Origin of the sequence: Actinacidiphila sp. DG2A-62 (assembly GCF_035825295.1) — a bacterium.
Taxonomy (GTDB): Bacteria; Actinomycetota; Actinomycetes; order Streptomycetales; family Streptomycetaceae; genus Actinacidiphila.
Genome location: NZ_JAYMGI010000002.1, coordinates 5,227,748 through 5,246,337, shown reverse-complemented (window position 1 = coordinate 5,246,337; position 18,590 = coordinate 5,227,748). Strand labels below are relative to the sequence as shown.

Genomic DNA, 18,590 nt, shown 5'->3' with positions numbered 1-18,590 from the left:
CCGAAAAGTTTTCGAAAGTTTCGACACGGCGAGCGTCGACCGGTGACCCACGTCCCCGATGCCTTCGCGGGGCATGGCGCTCCACTACGCGCGTTACCACGCTGACATGCGGAGACGTCAACTCACCACGCCCACACCGGAGTCGAAGCTTTCGATAATCGTGCCGAAACTGTTGACACCCGTCATGGGCAGACCAACACTGACCGGTGCTCCCTGGGGCGTCCCACTCCCCCACACACCCCCACATCACCCCCACACACCAGGAGGAAGCACGCACATGAACGACGTATCCGCACGTCCGCACCGGCGGGCGGGGCTCGGCAGGCTGCGGCTGCTGCTCAGCGGGATCTGCGCCACCGTGCTGGTCGCGGTCGCGGCGATGATCCTGCCGGGCACCGCCAACGCCGACACCGTCATCACCACCTCCGGCACCGGCAACAACAACGGGTACTTCTACTCGTTCTGGACCGACGGCGGCGGGTCGGTGTCGATGAACCTCGGCTCCGGCGGCAACTACAGCACCAACTGGAGCAACGTCGGCAACTTCGTGGCCGGCAAGGGCTGGAGCACCGGGTCGCGCAACCCGGTGACGTACTCCGGCTCGTTCAACCCGTCGGGCAACGCGTACCTGTCGCTCTACGGGTGGACCACCAGCCCGCTGGTCGAGTACTACATCGTCGACAACTACGGCACGTACCGGCCCACCGGCACCTACAAGGGCACCGTCACCAGCGACGGCGGCACGTACGACATCTACGAGACCACCCGCTACAACGCGCCTTCCATCATCGGCACCGCGACGTTCAACCAGTACTGGAGCGTCCGGCAGTCCAAGCGGACCGGCGGCACGATATCCGTCGCCAACCACTTCAACGCCTGGGCCAGCCACGGCATGAACCTCGGCACCTTCAACTACGAGATCCTCGCCACCGAGGGCTACCAGTCCAGCGGCAACTCCAACATCACCCTCGGCAGCAGCGGCGGCGGCACCACCGGCGGCAGCACGACCGGCGGCAGCACCACCGGCGGGACCACCACCGGCGGCACGACCGGCGGAGGCGGCAGCGGCTGCACCGCGACGCTGTCGGCCGGCGACCAGTGGAGCGACCGCTACAACCTCAACGTCTCGGTCTCCGGCTCCAACTCGTGGACCGTGACGATGACCCTGCCGTCGCCCGAGAAGATGATCGCCACCTGGAACATCAACGCCTCCTGGCCCAGCGCCCAGGTCCTGACCGCCAAGCCCAACGGCAGCGGCAACAACTGGGGCGTCACCATCCAGACCAACGGCACCTGGACCTGGCCCTCCGTCTCCTGCACCACGAGCTGAGAGGAGGGGGACCCCTCATGCGGACTCGAAACCACCGCGGGCTGCGCATGCTGGTCGCGGGGCTGGCCGCCGCGGCCGCGGCCGTGGCGGGCGCCTTGGCCGTCGGCGCGAACGCCACCGTGTCGCAGGCGGCGAGCTGCAACGGCTATGTCGGGTTGACGTTCGACGACGGCCCGTCGAACGACCACACCCCGGCGATCCTCAGCGCGCTGCAGCAGAACGGCCTGCGCGCGACGATGTTCAACGAGGGCCAGTACGCGGCCTCGTACCCGGCGCAGGTGCGGGCGGAAATCAACGCCGGGATGTGGGTGGGCAACCACAGCTACACCCACCCGCACCTGATCCAGGAGAGCCAGGCCCAGATCGACTCCGAGGTCGGCAACACCCAGCAGGCGATAGCGAACGCCGGCGGGGGCACGCCCAAGCTGTTCCGGCCGCCGTACGGCGAGACGAACAGCACGCTGAAGTCGGTGGAGGCCAAGTACGGCCTGACCGAGATCATCTGGGACGTCGACTCGCAGGACTGGAACGGCGCGAGCACCGACGCGATCGTGCAGGCCAACTCCCGGCTCACCAACGGCCAGATCATCCTGATGCACGAGTGGCCGGCCAACACCCTGGCGGCGATTCCGCGCATCGCGCAGACGCTGGCCGCCAAGGGCCTGTGCGCCGGGATGATCTCCCCGCAGACCGGTCGCGCCGTCGCCCCCACGGGCGGCGGGACCACGAGCGGGGGCACGACGACCGGCGGCACGACCACCGGTGGCAGCACCACCGGGGGCACGACCACCGGCGGGACCACGGGCGGCGGCAGCGGCGGCAGTTGCACCGCGACGCTCTCCGCGGGCCAGCAGTGGAGCGACCGCTACAACCTCAACGTGGCGGTCACCGGCTCCACCACCTGGACGGTCACCATGAACGTCCCCGCGCCGGAGAAGATCATCGCCACCTGGAACATCAACGCCAGTTGGCCCAGCGCACAGGTCCTGACCGCCAAGCCCAACGGCAGCGGCAACAACTGGGGCGTGACGATCCAGACCAACGGCACCTGGACGTGGCCCACGGTCAGCTGCTCCACGAGCTGACCGCACGCCCTTCGCCTCCCCCACAACGCGGCGCGGCGGCCCGGACATCCGGACCGCCGCGCCGCACCGCTGTTCCGCGGCAGCACCCCCGCGGGGGCTACCGCACGAAGACCCCCGCCTTGTCCGCCAGGTCCAGGAAGTACTGCGGCGCCAGGCCCAGCACCACCGTGACGGCGACGCCGATCGCGATCGCCGTGGACGTCAGCGGCGACGGCACCGCGACCGAGGGGCCGTCGGCCTTCGGCTCGCTGAAGAACATCAGCACGATGACCCGGATGTAGAAGAACGCCGCGATCGCCGAGGAGATGACGCCGACGATCACCAGCGGCATCGCGCCGCCCTGCGCGGCGGCCTTGAACACCGCGAACTTCCCCGCGAAGCCGGAGGTCAGCGGGATGCCGGCGAAGGCCAGCAGGAACACCGCGAAGACCGCGGCCACCAGCGGCGAGCGCCGACCGAGGCCGGCCCAGCGCGACAGGTGGGTGGCCTCGCCGCCGGCGTCGCGCACCAGCGTCACCACGGCGAACGCGCCGAGCGTCACGAAGGAGTACGCGGCCAGGTAGAACAGCACCGAGGAGACGCCGTTCTTGTCGGTGGCGATCACACCGGCCAGGATGAAGCCCGCGTGGGCGACCGAGGAGTACGCCAGCAGCCGCTTCACGTCGGTCTGCGTCACCGCGATCACCGCGCCGATCACCATCGTGGCGATCGCGACGCCCCACATCACCGGCCGCCAGTCCCAGCGCATGCCGGGCAGCACCACGTACAGCAGCCGCAGCAGCGCGCCGAAGGCGGCCACCTTGGTCGCGGCGGCCATGAAGCCGGTGACCGGGGTCGGCGCGCCCTGGTAGACGTCCGGCGTCCACATGTGGAAGGGCACCGCGCCCACCTTGAACAGCAGCCCGACCGCGACCATCGCGAGGCCGATCAGCAGCAGCGCGTCGTTGCCGGTGGAGTCCGCGAGCGCCGGCGTCATCGTGGCCGTGCCGTCGATCACCGAGGAGATGCCGGAGTACGAGACGGTGCCCGCGTAGCCGTACAGCAGGGCGATGCCGAAGAGCAGGAAGGCCGAGGAGAAGGCGCCGAGCAGGAAGTACTTGACCGCCGCCTCCTGGGACATCAGGCGGTTGCGGCGGGCCAGCGCGCACAGGATGTACAGCGGCAGCGAGAAGACCTCCAGCGCCACGAAGAGCGTCAGCAGGTCGTTGGCGGCCGGGAAGATCAGCATGCCGCCGACCGCGAAGAGCAGCAGCGGGAAGACCTCGGTGGTGGTGAAGCCGGCCCTGACCGCGGCCTTCTCCTGGTCGCCGCCGGGCACCGCGGAGCCCTGTGCGGCGAAGGAGTCGACGTTGTTGCCGTGCGCCTTGGGGTCCAGCCGGCGTTCGGCGAAGGTGAACACCGCGACGATGCCGACCAGCAGGATGGTGCCCTGGAGGAACAGCGCGGGCCCGTCGACGGCGACCGCGCCCATCGCCGCGATGTGCGCCTTGGTGGTGCCGTAGCCCTTCTCGGCCAGCGCCACCACCGCGGCGAAGGCCGCCGCCAGGCCCACCACCGACACCGCCACCTGCGCGGTGTAGCGCGAGCGGCGCGGCAGGAACGCCTCCAGCAGGATGCCCAGGGCGGCCGCGCCGAAGACGATGAGCACCGGCGACAGCTGCGCGTACTCGATGTGCGGGGTCGGGATCTTGTCCACGGGCGCCGCCGTCGTCCACAGGCTGTGGACCGACGACGCCGCCGGGACGGCTGCGGATGCGCTCACTTCTTCGCCTCCAGCGCGGGCTTGGGGTCGGTCTTGTGCACGTCGGAGAGCGTGTGCTTGACCGACGGGTTGACGATGTCCGTCACCGGCTTGGGGTACACGCCGAGGAAGAGCAGCAGCGCGATCAGCGGCGCCACGACGAGAAGTTCACGCGCCTTGAGGTCGGCGATGCCCTCCACGCCGGCCTTGACCGGCCCGGTCATGGTGCGCTGGTAGAGCACCAGGACGTACAGCGCGGCCAGCACGATGCCCAGGGTGGCGATGATGCCGAGCACCGGGTAGCGGCTGAAGGTGCCGACCAGCACCAGGAACTCGCTGACGAAGGGCGCGAGTCCGGGCAGCGACAGGGTGGCCAGACCGCCGACCATGAAGGTGCCGGCGAGCACCGGCGCGACCTTCTGCACCCCGCCGTAGTCCGCGATGAGCCGCGAGCCGCGCCGGGTGATCAGGAAGCCGGCCACCAGCATCAGCGCCGCGGTGGAGATGCCGTGGTTGACCATGTAGAGCGTGGCGCCCGACTGCCCCTGGGTGGTCATCGCGAAGATGCCCAGGATGATGAAGCCGAAGTGCGACACCGACGCGTAGGCGATCAGGCGCTTGATGTCGCGCTGGCCGACCGCGAGCAGCGCGCCGTACAGGATGCTGATCAGCGCGAGGATCATGATCGTCGGGGTGGCCCACTTGGACGCCTCGGGGAACAGCTGGAGGCAGAAGCGCAGCATCGCGAAGGTGCCGACCTTGTCGACCACCGCGGTGATCAGCACCGCGACCGGCGCGGTGGACTCCTGCATCGCGTTGGGCAGCCAGGTGTGCAGCGGCCACAGCGGCGCCTTCACCGCGAAGGCGAAGAAGAAGCCGAGGAACAGCCAGCGATCGGTGGAGGTCTCCAGGTGCAGCTTGCCCGACGCGCGCGCCTGGAGGATCTCCTGCAGCGAGAAGGTGCCGGCGCCCAGCTGCTTGGCGGTCGCCGCGTACAGCCCGATGACCGCGGCCAGCATGATCAGACCGCCGGCCAGGTTGTAGAGCAGGAACTTCACCGCCGCGTACGACCGCTGGCGGGCCGCCTCCTCCTCGCCCGCGGCGTGCGCGCGGTCGCCGAAGCCGCCGATGAGGAAGTACATCGGGATCAGCATGGCTTCGAAGAAGATGTAGAAGAGGAAGACGTCGGTGGCCTCGAAGGAGAGCACCACCATCGCCTCGACCAGCAGGATCAGCGCGAAGAAGCCCTGGGTGGGCCGCCAGCGCCGGTTGGGGTTGGCGTCCTCCAGCGGATCGGCGTCGTGCCAGCCGGCCAGCATCACGAACGGGATCAGCAGCGCGGTCAGCGCCACCATCACCGCCGCGATGCCGTCGACGCCCAGGTCGTAGCGCAGCCCGAAGCTCTTCACCCAGGCGTGCGACTCGGTGAACTGGTAGCGGGCGGCGCCGGAGCCGGTGTCGAAGCGGACCAGCGTGACCAGCGACAGCACCAGCACGGCGAGCGAGAAGACCAGCGCCGTGTACTTGGCGGCGGTCCTGCGGGCCGCGGGCACCGCCGCGGTGACGACCGCGCCGACAGCCGGGACGGCGGCGGTCACCGTAAGGATCGGGAAATCAGCCATGGGGTTCAGACCGCCCTCATCAGAAGGGTCGCGGCGACCACCACCGCGGTACCGCCGAGCATCGAGACCGCGTACGACCTGACGTAGCCGTTCTGCAGCTTGCGCAGCCGTCCCGACAGGCCGCCGACCGAGGCGGCGGTGCCGTTGACGACGCCGTCCACCAGGGAGTGGTCGAGGTAGACGAGCGACCGGGTGAGGTGCTCGCCGCCGCGGACCAGCACCACGTGGTTGATGTCGTCCTGCAGCAGGTCCCGCCGGGCGGCCCGGGTCAGCAGGCTGCCGCGGGGCGCGACCGCGGGCACCGGCCGGCGCCCGTACATCAGCCAGGCCACCGCGACGCCGAGGACCAGCACCACCATGGTGCCGGCGGTGACGGCGCCGGTGCTGACCGGCGAGTCGCCCTCGCTGTGGCCGGTGACCGGCTCCAGCCAGTGCAGGAAGGAGGAGTTGATGCTGAACAGGGCGCCGGCGAAGACCGAGCCGAAGGACAGGATGATCATCGGGATGGTCATCGAGGCCGGGGACTCGTGCGGGTGCGGGGCGCCGTGCGCGCTGTGCGCGGCGGCCGGCTCCACCGACGGCTCCTGCGGCGACGGGGTCGCCTCCCGGCCGCCGGCGTCCTTCCAGCGCTCCTCGCCGAAGAAGGTCATCAGCATCACGCGGGTCATGTAGAACGCGGTGACCGCGGCGCCCACCAGGGCGCAGGCGCCGAGTATCCAGCCCTCGGTGCCGCCCTTGGCGAAGGCCGCCTCGATGATCTTGTCCTTGGAGAAGAAGCCGGACAGTCCGGGGAAGCCGATGATCGCCAGGTAGCCGAGGCCGAAGGTGACGAAGGTGACCGGCATGTACCTGCGCAGGCCGCCGTAGCGTCGCATGTCGACCTCGTCGTTCATGCCGTGCATCACCGAGCCGGCGCCGAGGAACAGCCCGGCCTTGAAGAAGCCGTGGGTGACCAGGTGCATGATCGCGAAGACGTAGCCGATCGGGCCGAGGCCCGCGGCCATGATCATGTAGCCGATCTGCGACATGGTCGAGCCGGCCAGCGCCTTCTTGATGTCGTCCTTGGCGCAACCGACGATCGCACCGAACAGCAGCGTGACCGCGCCGACGGTGACCACCGCGGTCTGCGCGTCGGGCGCGGCGTTGAAGATCGCGCCGGAGCGGGTGATCAGGTAGACGCCGGCGGTCACCATGGTCGCCGCGTGGATGAGGGCGGAGACCGGGGTCGGGCCCTCCATCGCGTCGCCCAGCCAGGACTGCAGCGGCACCTGGGCGGACTTGCCGCAGGCGGCCAGCAGCAGCATGAAGCCGATGCCGGTGACCGTGGCGTGCTGCGAGCCCGAGGCCTGGCCGACCTTCGGGAAGACGTCGGCGAAGGCGAACGACCCGAAGGTGGTGAACATCAGCATGATGCCCACCGACAGGCCGATGTCGCCGACCCGGTTGACCAGGAACGCCTTCTTCGCCGCCGTCGCCGCGCTCGGCTTGTGCTGCCAGAAGCCGATCAGCAGGTACGAGGCCAGGCCCACGCCCTCCCAGCCGGCGTACAGCAGGAAGTAGTTGTCGGCCAGCACCAGCAGCAGCATCGCCGCGAGGAACAGGTTGAGGTAGCCGAAGAACTTCCGGCGCTTCTCGTCGTGCTCCATGTAGCCGATCGAGTAGATGTGGATGAGCGAGCCCACCCCGGTGATCAGCAGGACGAACGTCATGGACAGCTGGTCGAGCTGGAAGCCGACCTGCGCCTGGAAGCCCTGGACCGGCACCCAGGTGAACAGGTGCGAGGTCAGGGTGCGCTGGTCGGCGTCCTTGCCCAGCATGTCGGCGAACAGCGCCACGCCGAGGGCGAAGGACACCAGGGCGAGCAGTGTGCCGAGCAGGTGGCCGGTGCGGTCCAGCCGCTTGCCGCCGGTCAGCAGGATGCCCGCGCCCAGCAGTGGCGCCGCGACGAGCAGTCCGATCAGGGTTTCCACTGCGCAGCCCCTTACAGCTTCATCAGGTTGGCGTCGTCGACCGAGGCCGAGTGGCGCGAACGGAAGATCGACACGATGATCGCCAGCCCGACCACGACCTCCGCGGCGGCGACCACCATGGTGAAGAAGGCGATCACCTGCCCGTCGAGGTTGCCGTGCATGCGGGAGAAGGTGACGAACGCCAGGTTGCAGGCGTTCAGCATCAGCTCCACGCACATGAAGACCACGATCGCGTTGCGCCGGATCAGCACACCGGACGCGCCGATGGTGAACAGCAGCGCCGCGAGGTACAGGTAGTTGGCCGGATTCACTTCGCACCCTCCTCGGTCCGGTCGGACGCCGACGACGCGCCGGGCTTCGCGGGTTCCAGGCCCTTGCGGCCCAGCCACTCGCCCGACGCCTGGTCCAGCGCGGCCAGTCGGCGCATCGCGTCCCGCGTCACGTCCCGCACCTGGCCGCGGTCGCGCAGCGTGGAGCTGACCGACAGCTCGGCGGGCGTGCCGTCGGGGAGCAGCGCCGGGATGTCCACCGCGTTGTGCCGGGCGTAGGTGCCGGGGCCGGCAGCGGCGTGACGTGCCTGCCCTCGCGCACCCGGGCCTCGGACAGCTCGCGCTGGCTCTGCCGCTCCTCGGTGCGCTCGCGGTGGGTCAGCACCATCGCGCCGACCGCCGCGGTGATCAGCAGCGCGCCGGTGATCTCGAACGCCCACACGTAGTCGGTGAAGACCAGCCGGGCCAGGCCCTGGACGTTGCCGCCGGTGCCGGCGTTGGCCTGGCCGGAGCCGGCGAAGGTGCCGAGCGAGGCGTTGCCGATGCCGGCGATCAGCAGGATGCCGAAGCCGAGGCCGCACACCGCGGCCATCCAGCGCTGCCCCTTCAGCGTCTCCTTGAGGGAGTCCGCCGCGGTGATGCCGACCAGCATGACCACGAACAGGAACAGCATCATGATCGCGCCGGTGTAGACGACGATCTGCACGATGCCCAGGAAGTACGCGCCCTGCGCGAGGTAGAAGACGGCGAGCACGATCATCGTGCCGGCCAGCGACAGCGCGCTGTGCACGGCCTTCTTCATCAGCACCGTGCCGAGCGCGCCGAGCACCGCGACGGTGCCCAGGATCCAGAACTGCACGGCCTCGCCGGTGGAGGTCCTGGTGGTGACCGCGAGGGTGTCGGCGGCCAGCGACAGCGTGGGGGTCATGCCTCGGCCCCCGTCCCGGCGGGGGTCGTGCCGCCCGGCGCGGTCACCTCGGCGTCGGCGGCGGCGTCGTCCTCGGCCGCCGGGCCCGGCACGATCGTCTCGTCCGCCTTCTCGCCCTTGGAGACCGCGACCTGCCGTACGGTCCCGGGCGCGGCCTCGGTGACCGCGCCGCGGTAGTAGTCGCCCTCGTCCATGCCGGGGAAGATCGCGTGCGGCGAGTCGACCATGCCCTCCTCCAGGCCGGCCAGCAGCTGCTCCTTGGTGAAGATCAGCGACTCGCGGGTCCGGTCGGCCAGTTCGTACTCGTTGGTCATCGTCAGCGCCCGGGTCGGGCACGCCTCGATGCACAGGCCGCACAGGATGCAGCGGGCGTAGTTGATCTGGTAGACGCGGCCGTAGCGCTCCCCCGGCGAGTAGCGCTCCTCGTCGGTGTTGTCCGCGCCCTCCACGTAGATCGCGTCGGCCGGGCAGGCCCACGCGCACAGCTCGCAGCCGACGCACTTCTCCAGCCCGTCCGGGTGCCGGTTGAGCTGGTGGCGGCCGTGGAACCGCGGCGCGGTGGGCTTCTTGTACTCCGGGTACTGCTCGGTCAGCCGCTTCTTGAACATGGCCTTGAAGGTCACGCCGAAGCCTGCGACCGGGCCGAGGAACTCAGGCATCGCCGTCCTCCGTCTTCTGTGCGTCCTCGGTGGACCCGTCCGCGGCGCCGGCCGGGCCGCCCGGGCCGTTCGGGCCGTTCGCGCCGACGAGTTGGCGCTGCGCCCGGCTGGGCCGCCGCGGCACCTGCTGCGCCTGCTGTCCCGGCAGCGGCGGTACGGGGAACCCGCCGGCCATCGGGTCGAACCGGTCCGGCGGGGCCAGCGGACCGCCCGCGGCCTGCGCCTGTTTCTCCCCGCGGTCCCTGAACAGGTCCACGAGCAGCGAGATCAGCAGCAGCGCGAGGACCGCGCCGCCGATGTACAGCACGATCTTGGTGAAGTCGTAGTCCTCGTTGCGCATCGCGCGGACCGCGGCGACCAGCATCAGCCAGACCATCGAGACCGGGATGAGCACCTTCCAGCCGAGCTTCATCAGCTGGTCGTAGCGGACCCGGGGCAGGGTGCCGCGCAGCCAGATGAAGAAGAACAGCAGCAGCTGGACCTTGATGACGAACCAGAGCATCGGCCACCAGCCGTGGTTCGCGCCGTCCCAGAAGGTGGTGATCGGCCAGGGGGCCCGCCAGCCGCCGAGGAAGAGCGTGGTGGCGACCGCGGAGACCGTCACCATGTTCACGTACTCGGCGAGCATGAACAGCGCGAACTTGATCGAGCTGTACTCGGTGTTGAAGCCGCCGACCAGGTCGCCCTCGGACTCCGGCATGTCGAACGGCGCGCGGTTGGTCTCGCCGACCATCGTCGCGATGTACACCAGGAACGACACCGGCAGCAGGATCACGTACCAGCGGTCGTGCTGCGAGGCGACGATCGTGGAGGTGGACATCGAGCCGGAGTAGAGGAACACCGCCGCGAAGGCCAGGCCCATCGCGATCTCGTACGAGATCATCTGCGCGGACGCGCGCAGGCCGCCGAGCAGCGGGTACGTCGAGCCCGACGACCAGCCGGCCAGCACGATGCCGTAGATGCCGACGGACGCGGTGGCCAGGATGTAGAGGATGCCGATCGGCATGTCGGTCAGCTGCATCGGCGTGCGGTGGCCGAAGATCGAGACCTCGTCGTCGGCCGGGCCGAAGGGGATCACCGCGAAGGCCATGAAGGCGGGGATCGCCGCGACGATCGGCGCGAGGACGAACACCACCTTGTCCGCCCGCTTGACGGTGATGTCCTCCTTGAGCATCAGCTTCACGCCGTCGGCGAGCGACTGGAGCATGCCCCAGGGGCCGTGCCGGTTGGGGCCGATGCGCAGCTGCATCCACGCCACGACCTTGCGCTCCCACACGATGGAGAACAGCACGGTCAGCATCGCGAAGGCGAAGCAGAACACCGCCTTGACGACGATCAGCCACCACGGGTCGGTGCCGAAGAACGACAGGTTCTCCGTCGCGCCCGCCAACTGCCGGGCGCCGTCGCCGAGGGGTGCGGACAGGGGGGCCGCGAGGGGCGCGGCCAGGGGGGCGCTCATGCCTGGACCTCCGATTCAGCCGCGCCGGCGTCCGCCGCCGCGGCGACGCCGACGGCCTGGCCGGGGCGGGCCCCGGTGTCCGAGGCCACGCCGCCGCCGGTCGAGTTCAGCGGCAGCCACACCACCCGGTCCGGCATCGGCGTCACCGCGAGCGGCAGCGTCACCGAGCCCTCCGGGCCGGTCACCGTGACCGGGTCGCCCTCGGCGAGTCCGGCCTCGGCGGCGGTCGCCGCGGACAGCCGGGCCACCGCGGCGTGCCGGGTGCCGGCCAGCGCGTCGTCGCCGTCCTGCAGCCGGCCCTGGTCCAGCAGCAGCCGGTGCCCGGCGAGCACCGCCTGCCCCGGCTCGGGCCGCTGCGGCGCGACCGGCGAGGTCTGCGGGGCGCCGGCCGGCGCCCCGTCCCAGGCGCCCAGCGCGTCGAGTTCGGCGCGGGCCTGCCGCACGTCGGACAGGCCGAGCGCGACGTCGAGCGCGTCGGCGAGCATTGTCAGCACCCGGGCGTCCGGCAGCTGGTGGCGGGTGGTGGCCTGGTCGGGCTTGATCGCGGTCTCGAACATCCGCACCCGGCCCTCCCAGTTGAGGAAGGTGCCGGCCTTCTCGGCGACCGCGGCCACCGGCAGCACCACGTCGGCGCGCTCGGTGACCTCGCTGGGCCGCTGCTCCAGGCTGACCACGAAGCCGACCGCGTCCAGCGCCTCGCGGGCCAGCCGCGGGTCCGGCAGGTCGGCGACCTCGACGCCGCCGACCACCAGCGCGGCCAGCTCGCCGCCCGCCGCGGCCTGGAGGATCTGCCCGGTGTCGCGGCCGAACCGGGTCGGCAGCGCCGGCAGGCCCCAGAGCCTGGCGACCTCGTCGCGGGCCCGCGGATCGGTCAGCGGCCGGCCGCCGGGCAGCAGCCCGGGCAGCGCGCCCGCCTCGACCGCGCCGCGCTCGCCGGCCCGGCGCGGGATCCACGCCAGCGTGGCGCCGGTCGCGGTGGCCAGTCGCAGCGCCGCGGTCAGCGCGCCGGGCACCGCGGCCAGCCGCTCGCCGACCAGGATCGCGGCGCCGGGCGCGCGCAGCGCCTCGGCCGCGGCCCGCCCGGCCTCGTCCAGGCCGACGCCCCCGGCCAGCGCGTCCAGCCACTCCGGCTCGGTGCCGGGCGCGGCCGGCAGCAGGATGCCGCCGGCCTTGTCCAGACCGCGGGTGGCGTGGGTGGCCAGCGCGTAGGTCTGCTGCTTGTTCTTGCGGTGCGCCTTGCGCAGCCGCAGGAAGACGCCGGGCGCCTCCTCCTCGGCCTCCAGGCCGGCCAGCAGGACCGCGGGCGCCTTCTCCAGGGCCCGGTTGGTCAGGCCCTTGCCTCCCCCAGAGCCTCCGGCCTGGGAGGTACCCCCGCCAGAGCCTCCGGCCTGGGAGGTGCCCCCGATGTCGATCCCGCGGCCGGCGACCACGGCGGCCAGGAAGTCGGCCTCCTCCGCGGAGTGCGCGCGGGCCCTGAAGTCGACGTCGTTGGTGCCGAGCACCACCCGCGCGAACTTGGCGTAGGCGTAGGAGTCCTCGACGGTGAGCCTGCCGCTGGCCAGCACCGCGGCCCTGCCGTGCGCCGCGGTCAGCCCCGCGGCGGCCGCAGCGAGCGCCTCGGGCCAGGAGGCCGGGGCGAGTTCACCGTCGGCGCCGCGCACCAGCGGGTGGGTCAGCCGGTCGGGGCGCTGGGCGTAGCGGAAGCCGAAGCGGCCCTTGTCGCACAGCCACTCCTCGTTGACCTCCGGGTCGTCGGCGGCCAGCCGGCGCATCACCTTGCCGCGCCGGTGGTCGGTGCGGGTGGCGCAGCCGCCGGCGCAGTGCTCGCACACCGACGGCGAGGACACCAGGTCGAAGGGCCGGGAGCGGAAGCGGTACGCGGCCGAGGTGAGCGCGCCGACCGGGCAGATCTGGATGGTGTTGCCGGAGAAGTACGACTCGAACGGGTCGCCCTCGCCGGTGCCGACCTGCTGCAGCGCGCCGCGCTCGATCAGCTCGATCATCGGGTCGCCGGCGATCTGGTTGCTGAAGCGGGTGCAGCGCGCGCACAGCACGCAGCGCTCGCGGTCCAGCAGCACCTGGGTGGAGATCGGCACCGGCTTGTCGTAGGTGCGCTTGCGGCCGTCGAAGCGGCTGTCCGGGTCGCCGACCGCCATCGCCTGGTTCTGCAGCGGGCACTCGCCGCCCTTGTCACAGACCGGGCAGTCCAGCGGGTGGTTGATCAGCAGCAGCTCCATCACGCCGCGCTGCGCCTTCTCGGCCACCGGCGAGGTGAGCTGGGTGGAGATCACCATGCCGTCGGTGCAGGCGATGGTGCACGAGGCGACGGGCTTGCGCTGCCCCTCGATCTCCACGATGCACTGCCGGCAGGCGCCGGCCGGGTCCAGCAGCGGGTGGTCGCAGAACCGCGGGATCTCGATCCCGACCAGTTCGGCGGCGCGGATGACGAGCGTGCCCTTGGGGACGGACACCCCGATCCCGTCGACGGTGACGGAGACCAGGTCCTCCGGCGGCACCGCCTGCCCGCCTCCGGAGGGTGCGTTGGTAGTGACGGTCACGCGTTGACCTCCGTACGGGACTTGTCGGCCCAGGCGGTGGAGCGGGCCGGGTCGAACGGGCAGCCCCTGCGCTCGATGTGCTCCTCGTACTCCGCCCGGAAGTACTTCAGGGAGGAGAAGATCGGGGCGGCGGCGCCGTCGCCGAGCGCGCAGAAGGACTTGCCGTTGATGTTGTCGGCGATGTCGTTGAGCTTGTCCAGGTCGGAGGGGACGCCCTTGCCGGCCTCGATGTCGCGCAGCAGCTGGACCAGCCAGTAGGTGCCCTCGCGGCACGGCGTGCACTTGCCGCACGACTCGTGGGCGTAGAACTCGGTCCAGCGGGTGACGGCCCGCACCACGCAGGTCGTCTCGTCGAAGCACTGCAGCGCCTTGGTGCCGAGCATCGAGCCGGCCGCGCCGACGCCCTCGTAGTCCAGCGGCACGTCGAGGTGCTCGTCGGTGAACATCGGGGTCGAGGAGCCGCCGGGGGTCCAGAACTTCAGCCGGTGGCCCGGCCGCATGCCGCCGCCCATGTCGAGCAGCTGCCGCAGGGTGATGCCGAGCGGGCCCTCGTACTGGCCGGGGCGGGCGACGTGGCCGGACAGCGAGTACAGCGTGAAGCCCGGGGACTTCTCGCTGCCCATCGACCGGAACCACTCCTTGCCCCGGTTGATGATCGCGGGAACCGATGCGATGGACTCGACGTTGTTCACGACGGTGGGGCACGCGTACAGGCCCTCGACCGCCGGGAAGGGCGGCCGGAGCCGGGGCTGGCCGCGGCGTCCCTCCAGCGAGTCCAGCAGCGCCGTCTCCTCGCCGCAGATGTACGCGCCCGCGCCCGCGTGCACCGTGATGTCGAGGTCGAAGCCGCTGCCCTTGATGTTCTTGCCGAGGTAGCCGGCGGCGTAGGCCTCGCGGACCGCCTCGTGCAGCCGGCGCAGCACCGGCACGACCTCACCGCGGAGGTAGATGAAAGCGTGGTTCGAACGGATCGCCCAGCACGCGATGATCATGCCCTCGATCAGCGCGTGCGGGTTGGCGAAGAGCAGCGGGATGTCCTTGCAGGTGCCCGGCTCGGACTCGTCGGCGTTGACCACCAGGTAGTGCGGCTTGCCGTCGCCCTGCGGGATGAACTGCCACTTCATGCCGGTGGGGAAGCCGGCGCCGCCGCGGCCGCGCAGTCCGGAGTCCTTGACGTAGGCGATCACGTCGTCCGGCGCCATCGCCAGCGCCTTGCCGAGCGCGTGGTAGCCGTCGTGCCTGCGGTAGGTGTCCAGCGTCCACGACCGCGGGTCGTCCCAGAACTCCGACAGTACGGGCGCGAGCAGCTTCTCGGCCGGTTCCACGGTCATCACTCGCCCTCCTCTCCCGACTCGGCCTCTCCCGACTCGGCCCGGTGCGGTTCGGCCTGCTGCGGGACGATGTGGGCGCCGGGGTCGCCGCGGTGCAGCCGCAGCCCCGCCAGCGACGCGGGGCCCGCGCCGCCGGTCGCCTCGACGGCGCCCTCACGCTCGTCGGGGAAGCCGGCCAGGATGCGCGCGGTCTCCTTGTACGTGCACAGCGGCGCGCCGCGGGTCGGGCGGACCTCCCGGCCGGCGATCAGGTCGTCGACGAGCTGCCGGGCCGACTCGGGGGTCTGGTTGTCGAAGAACTCCCAGTTGACCATCACCACCGGCGCGAAGTCGCAGGCCGCGTTGCACTCGATGTGCTCCAGCGTGACCTTGCCGTCGGCGGTGGTCTCGTCGTTGCCGACGCCCAGGTGGCGCTGCAGGTCCTCGAAGATCGCGTCGCCGCCCATCACCGCGCACAGGGTGTTGGTGCAGACCCCGACCTGGTAGTCGCCCGAGGGCTTGCGCCGGTACATCGTGTAGAAGGTGGCGACCGCGGTGACCTCGGCGGTGGTCAGGCCCAGCACCTCGGCGCAGAACCGGATGCCGGTCCTGGTGACATAGCCCTCCTCGGACTGCACCAGGTGCAGCAGCGGCAGCAGGGCGCTGCGCGAACCGGGGTAGCGGGCGATCACCTCCGCGGCGTCGGTCTCCAGCCGGGCCCGGACGTCTGCCGGGTAGTCCGGAGCGGGCATCTCGGGGATTCCCAGCGACACTTCGGCGCTCATCGGTCGACACCTCCCATCACGGGGTCGATGGACGCCACGGCCACGATGACGTCGGCGACCTGGCCGCCCTCGCACATCGCCGCCATGGTCTGCAGGTTGGTGAAGGAGGGGTCGCGGAAGTGCACCCGGAACGGGCGGGTGCCGCCGTCGCTGACAGCGTGCACGCCCAGCTCGCCCTTCGCGGACTCCACCGCGGCGTACGCCTGGCCGGGCGGGACCCGGAAGCCTTCGGTGACGAGCTTGAAGTGGTGGATGAGCGCCTCCATCGAGGTGCCCATGATCTTCTTGATGTGGTCCAGCGAGTTGCCCATGCCGTCCGGGCCGAGCGCGAGCTGCGCGGGCCAGGCGATCTTCTTGTCCTCGACCATCACCGGGCCCGGCGCGAGCCGGTCCAGGCACTGCTCGACGATCCGCAGACTCTGCTCCATCTCGTGCAGCCGGACCAGGAAGCGGCCGTAGGAGTCGCAGGTGTCGGCGGTCGGCACCTCGAAGTCGTAGGTCTCGTAGCCGCAGTACGGGTCGGACTTGCGCAGGTCGTGCGGCAGGCCCGCGGCGCGCAGGATCGGCCCGGTGGCGCCGAGCGCCATGCAGCCGGCCAGGTCCAGGTAGCCGACGTCCTGCATGCGGCCCTTGAAGATGGGGTTGCCGGTGGCGAGCTTGTCGTACTCCGGCAGGTTCTTGCGGAACTTCTTCACGAACTCGCGGATCTGGTCGACCGCGCCGGGCGGCAGGTCCTGCGCCAGGCCGCCGGGGCGGACGTAGGCGTGGTTCATCCGCAGGCCGGTGACCAGCTCGAAGATGTCCAGGATCAGCTCGCGGTCGCGGAAGCCGTAGATCATGATCGTGGTGGCGCCCAGCTCCATGCCGCCGGTGGCGATGCACACCAGGTGGGAGGAGATCCGGTTGAGCTCCATCATCATCACGCGGATCACGCTGGCCCGGTCCGGCACCTGGTCGGTGATGCCGAGCAGCTTCTCCACAGCCAGGCAGTACGCCGTCTCGTTGAACAGCGGCGTGAGGTAGTCCATGCGCGTCACGAACGTGGAGCCTTGCGTCCACGTGCGGAACTCCATGTTCTTCTCGATGCCGGTGTGCAGGTAGCCGATGCCGGAGCGGGCCTCGGTGACCGTCTCGCCGTCGATCTCCAGGATCAGCCGCAGCACGCCGTGGGTGGACGGGTGCTGCGGGCCCATGTTGACGATGATCCGCTCGTCGTCGGCCTTGCCGACGCTCTCGGCCAGCTCGTCCCAGTCCCCGCCGGTGACGGTGAAGACCCGGCCCTCGGTGGTCTCCCGCTCCTCCGCCTGCTGCGGGGACGCGTATCCGTTGCTCATGAGTACGACCTCCGCTGGTCGGGCGCCGGGATCTGGGCGCCCTTGTACTCGACGGGGATGCCGCCGAGCGGGTAGTCCTTGCGCTGCGGGTGGCCGGGCCAGTCGTCCGGCATCATGATCCGGGTGAGCGCGGGGTGGCCGTCGAAGACGATGCCGAAGAAGTCGTACGTCTCGCGCTCGTGCCAGTCGTTGGTCGGGTAGACCGGGACCAGCGAGGGGATGTGCGGGTCGGCGTCGGGCGCCGAGACCTCCAGCCGGATCAGCCGGCCGTGGGTGATCGAGCGCAGGTGGTACACCGCGTGCAGCTCGCGGCCCTTGTCGCCGGGGTAGTGCACGCCGCTGACGCCGGTGCACAGCTCGAACCGCAGCGCCGGGTCGTCGCGCAGCGTGCGGGCCACCTGGAGCAGGTGCTCGCGGGCGATGTGGAAGGTCAGCTCGCCGCGGTCCACCACGGTCTTGTCGATCGCGTCGCCGGGCGGCAGACCCTGCTCCTCCAGCGCACCCTCGAGTTCGTCGGCGATCTCGTCGAACACCCCGCCGTACGGGCGGGTGGCGGCGCCGGGCAGCCGCACGGTGCGCACCAGGCCGCCGTAACCGGAGGTGTCGCCGCCGTTGTTGGCGCCGAACATGCCCCGGCGGACGCCGATGACCTCGCCCGCGCCGTCCCGCGGGGAGGGCACCGCGCCCTCGTTGCGCTGCTCCGGCGTGGTCGGCGCGCCGTCGCCGGGCGGGCTGGAGGCGCGCGGGTTCGAGTCGGGCGCGCCCTGGCCGGGCTGCTGCGAGCCGGAGGGGTTCGGCCCCGACGGCTCGGGCCCCTTGTGTCCCGGCGCGTTCGAACCGGACCGGTCGGACGGGTCCGGCCGGCCGGACGGGTCGGCGGGGCCTGGCGGGTTCGAGGGAGTGCTCATCGCAGCAGCCCCTTCATCTCGATCGTGGGCAGTGCCTTGCGGGCGGCTTCCTCGGCCTCGCGCGCGGCCTCCTCGCGGTTCACGCCGAGCTTGCCGTGCTGGATCTTCTCGTGGAGCTTGAGGATCGCGTCGAGCAGCATCTCCGGGCGCGGCGGGCAGCCGGGCAGGTAGATGTCGACCGGCACGATGTGGTCGACGCCCTGCACGATCGCGTAGTTGTTGAACATGCCGCCGCTGGAGGCGCAGACGCCCATCGAGATCACCCACTTGGGGTTCGGCATCTGGTCGTAGACCTGCCGCAGCACCGGGGCCATCTTCTGGCTCACCCGTCCGGCCACGATCATCAGGTCGGCCTGGCGCGGCGACCCGCGGAAGACCTCCATGCCGAACCGCGCCATGTCGTAGCGGCCGGCGCCGGTGGTCATCATCTCGATGGCGCAGCAGGCGAGTCCGAAGGTGGCCGGGAAGACCGACGCCTTGCGCACCCACCCCGCCGCGGTCTCGACCGTCGTGAGCAGGAATCCGCTCGGCAGTTTCTCTTCGATACCCATGGGTTGGCTCCTGGTCCCCTCGGTCCCCTGGTTCTCTGAGTGGCCCTCTAGGTGGTCGTCTAGGTGGTGGTCTTCGGCCCG

14 protein-coding genes and 1 pseudogene are annotated in these 18,590 nt (G+C 71.0%); 2 read left to right on the top strand and 13 right to left on the bottom strand.

Annotated features, from left to right (window positions below; translation table 11 throughout):
• Positions 1 to 277: 277 nt before the first annotated feature.
• Both VSR01_RS23535 and VSR01_RS23530 read left to right on the top strand, forming a co-directional pair.
• Complete coding sequence (locus tag VSR01_RS23535; RefSeq protein ID WP_326451141.1) at positions 278 to 1,330, top strand: glycoside hydrolase family 11 protein; 1,053 nt, start codon at positions 278 to 280, stop codon at positions 1,328 to 1,330.
• A gap of 17 nt (positions 1,331 to 1,347) precedes the next feature.
• Entirely contained in the window at positions 1,348 to 2,415 is a 1,068-nt protein-coding gene (locus tag VSR01_RS23530; RefSeq protein WP_326451140.1) for a polysaccharide deacetylase family protein, read from the top strand.
• 97 nt (positions 2,416 to 2,512) lie between these two features.
• Here the strand turns inward: VSR01_RS23530 and nuoN are convergent, their stop codons facing one another.
• The 13 genes and pseudogenes from nuoN to VSR01_RS23465 all read right to left on the bottom strand — a co-directional run bounded on the left by nuoN (position 2,513) and on the right by VSR01_RS23465 (position 18,509).
• The gene (nuoN, locus tag VSR01_RS23525) at positions 2,513 to 4,177 is read right to left on the bottom strand and encodes an NADH-quinone oxidoreductase subunit NuoN (RefSeq protein ID WP_326451139.1); all 1,665 of its coding nucleotides are present in this window, start codon (positions 4,175 to 4,177) and stop codon (positions 2,513 to 2,515) included.
• Positions 4,174 to 5,778 (bottom strand): NADH-quinone oxidoreductase subunit M, encoded by a 1,605-nt coding sequence (locus VSR01_RS23520; RefSeq protein ID WP_326451138.1) that lies wholly within the window; start codon positions 5,776 to 5,778, stop codon positions 4,174 to 4,176. The genes nuoN and VSR01_RS23520 overlap by 4 nt, the downstream gene beginning before the upstream one ends.
• A 5-nt stretch (positions 5,779 to 5,783) precedes the next feature.
• Positions 5,784 to 7,748: an NADH-quinone oxidoreductase subunit L gene (nuoL, locus tag VSR01_RS23515; RefSeq protein WP_326451137.1), complete on the bottom strand. Its 1,965-nt coding sequence runs from the start codon at positions 7,746 to 7,748 to the stop codon at positions 5,784 to 5,786.
• An 11-nt stretch (positions 7,749 to 7,759) separates the two neighbouring features.
• A complete protein-coding gene (nuoK, locus tag VSR01_RS23510; protein WP_326451136.1) occupies positions 7,760 to 8,059 on the bottom strand; it encodes an NADH-quinone oxidoreductase subunit NuoK in 300 nt (99 codons plus the stop codon).
• A pseudogene (locus tag VSR01_RS23505) lies at positions 8,056 to 8,945 on the bottom strand (NADH-quinone oxidoreductase subunit J). The gene nuoK and the pseudogene VSR01_RS23505 overlap by 4 nt, the downstream one beginning before the upstream one ends.
• Entirely contained in the window at positions 8,942 to 9,604 is a 663-nt protein-coding gene (gene nuoI, locus VSR01_RS23500) for an NADH-quinone oxidoreductase subunit NuoI (RefSeq protein ID WP_326451135.1), read from the bottom strand. Before nuoI ends, VSR01_RS23505 begins: the two are co-directional and overlap by 4 nt.
• On the bottom strand, positions 9,597 to 11,063 hold the full coding sequence (gene nuoH / locus VSR01_RS23495; protein ID WP_326451134.1) for an NADH-quinone oxidoreductase subunit NuoH: 1,467 nt from the start codon (positions 11,061 to 11,063) through the stop codon (positions 9,597 to 9,599). The genes nuoI and nuoH overlap by 8 nt, the downstream gene beginning before the upstream one ends.
• Positions 11,060 to 13,621, bottom strand: a complete 2,562-nt coding sequence (locus VSR01_RS23490; protein ID WP_326451133.1) for an NADH-quinone oxidoreductase subunit G — start codon at positions 13,619 to 13,621, stop codon at positions 11,060 to 11,062. The genes nuoH and VSR01_RS23490 overlap by 4 nt, the downstream gene beginning before the upstream one ends.
• On the bottom strand, positions 13,618 to 14,952 hold the full coding sequence (gene nuoF, locus VSR01_RS23485; RefSeq protein ID WP_326451132.1) for an NADH-quinone oxidoreductase subunit NuoF: 1,335 nt from the start codon (positions 14,950 to 14,952) through the stop codon (positions 13,618 to 13,620). The genes VSR01_RS23490 and nuoF overlap by 4 nt, the downstream gene beginning before the upstream one ends.
• Positions 14,952 to 15,716: an NADH-quinone oxidoreductase subunit NuoE gene (nuoE, locus tag VSR01_RS23480; protein ID WP_326451131.1), complete on the bottom strand. Its 765-nt coding sequence runs from the start codon at positions 15,714 to 15,716 to the stop codon at positions 14,952 to 14,954. The genes nuoF and nuoE overlap by 1 nt, the downstream gene beginning before the upstream one ends.
• Positions 15,713 to 17,050 carry an NADH-quinone oxidoreductase subunit D gene (locus VSR01_RS23475; RefSeq protein WP_326451130.1) on the bottom strand — a complete coding sequence of 446 codons (1,338 nt, stop codon included), beginning with the start codon at positions 17,048 to 17,050 and terminating at the stop codon, positions 15,713 to 15,715. The genes nuoE and VSR01_RS23475 overlap by 4 nt, the downstream gene beginning before the upstream one ends.
• On the bottom strand, positions 17,047 to 17,958 hold the full coding sequence (locus VSR01_RS23470) for an NADH-quinone oxidoreductase subunit C (protein ID WP_326451129.1): 912 nt from the start codon (positions 17,956 to 17,958) through the stop codon (positions 17,047 to 17,049). The genes VSR01_RS23475 and VSR01_RS23470 overlap by 4 nt, the downstream gene beginning before the upstream one ends.
• Entirely contained in the window at positions 17,955 to 18,509 is a 555-nt protein-coding gene (locus tag VSR01_RS23465) for a NuoB/complex I 20 kDa subunit family protein (RefSeq protein ID WP_326451128.1), read from the bottom strand. Before VSR01_RS23465 ends, VSR01_RS23470 begins: the two co-directional genes overlap by 4 nt.
• Between the last annotated feature and the right edge of the window lie 81 nt (positions 18,510 to 18,590).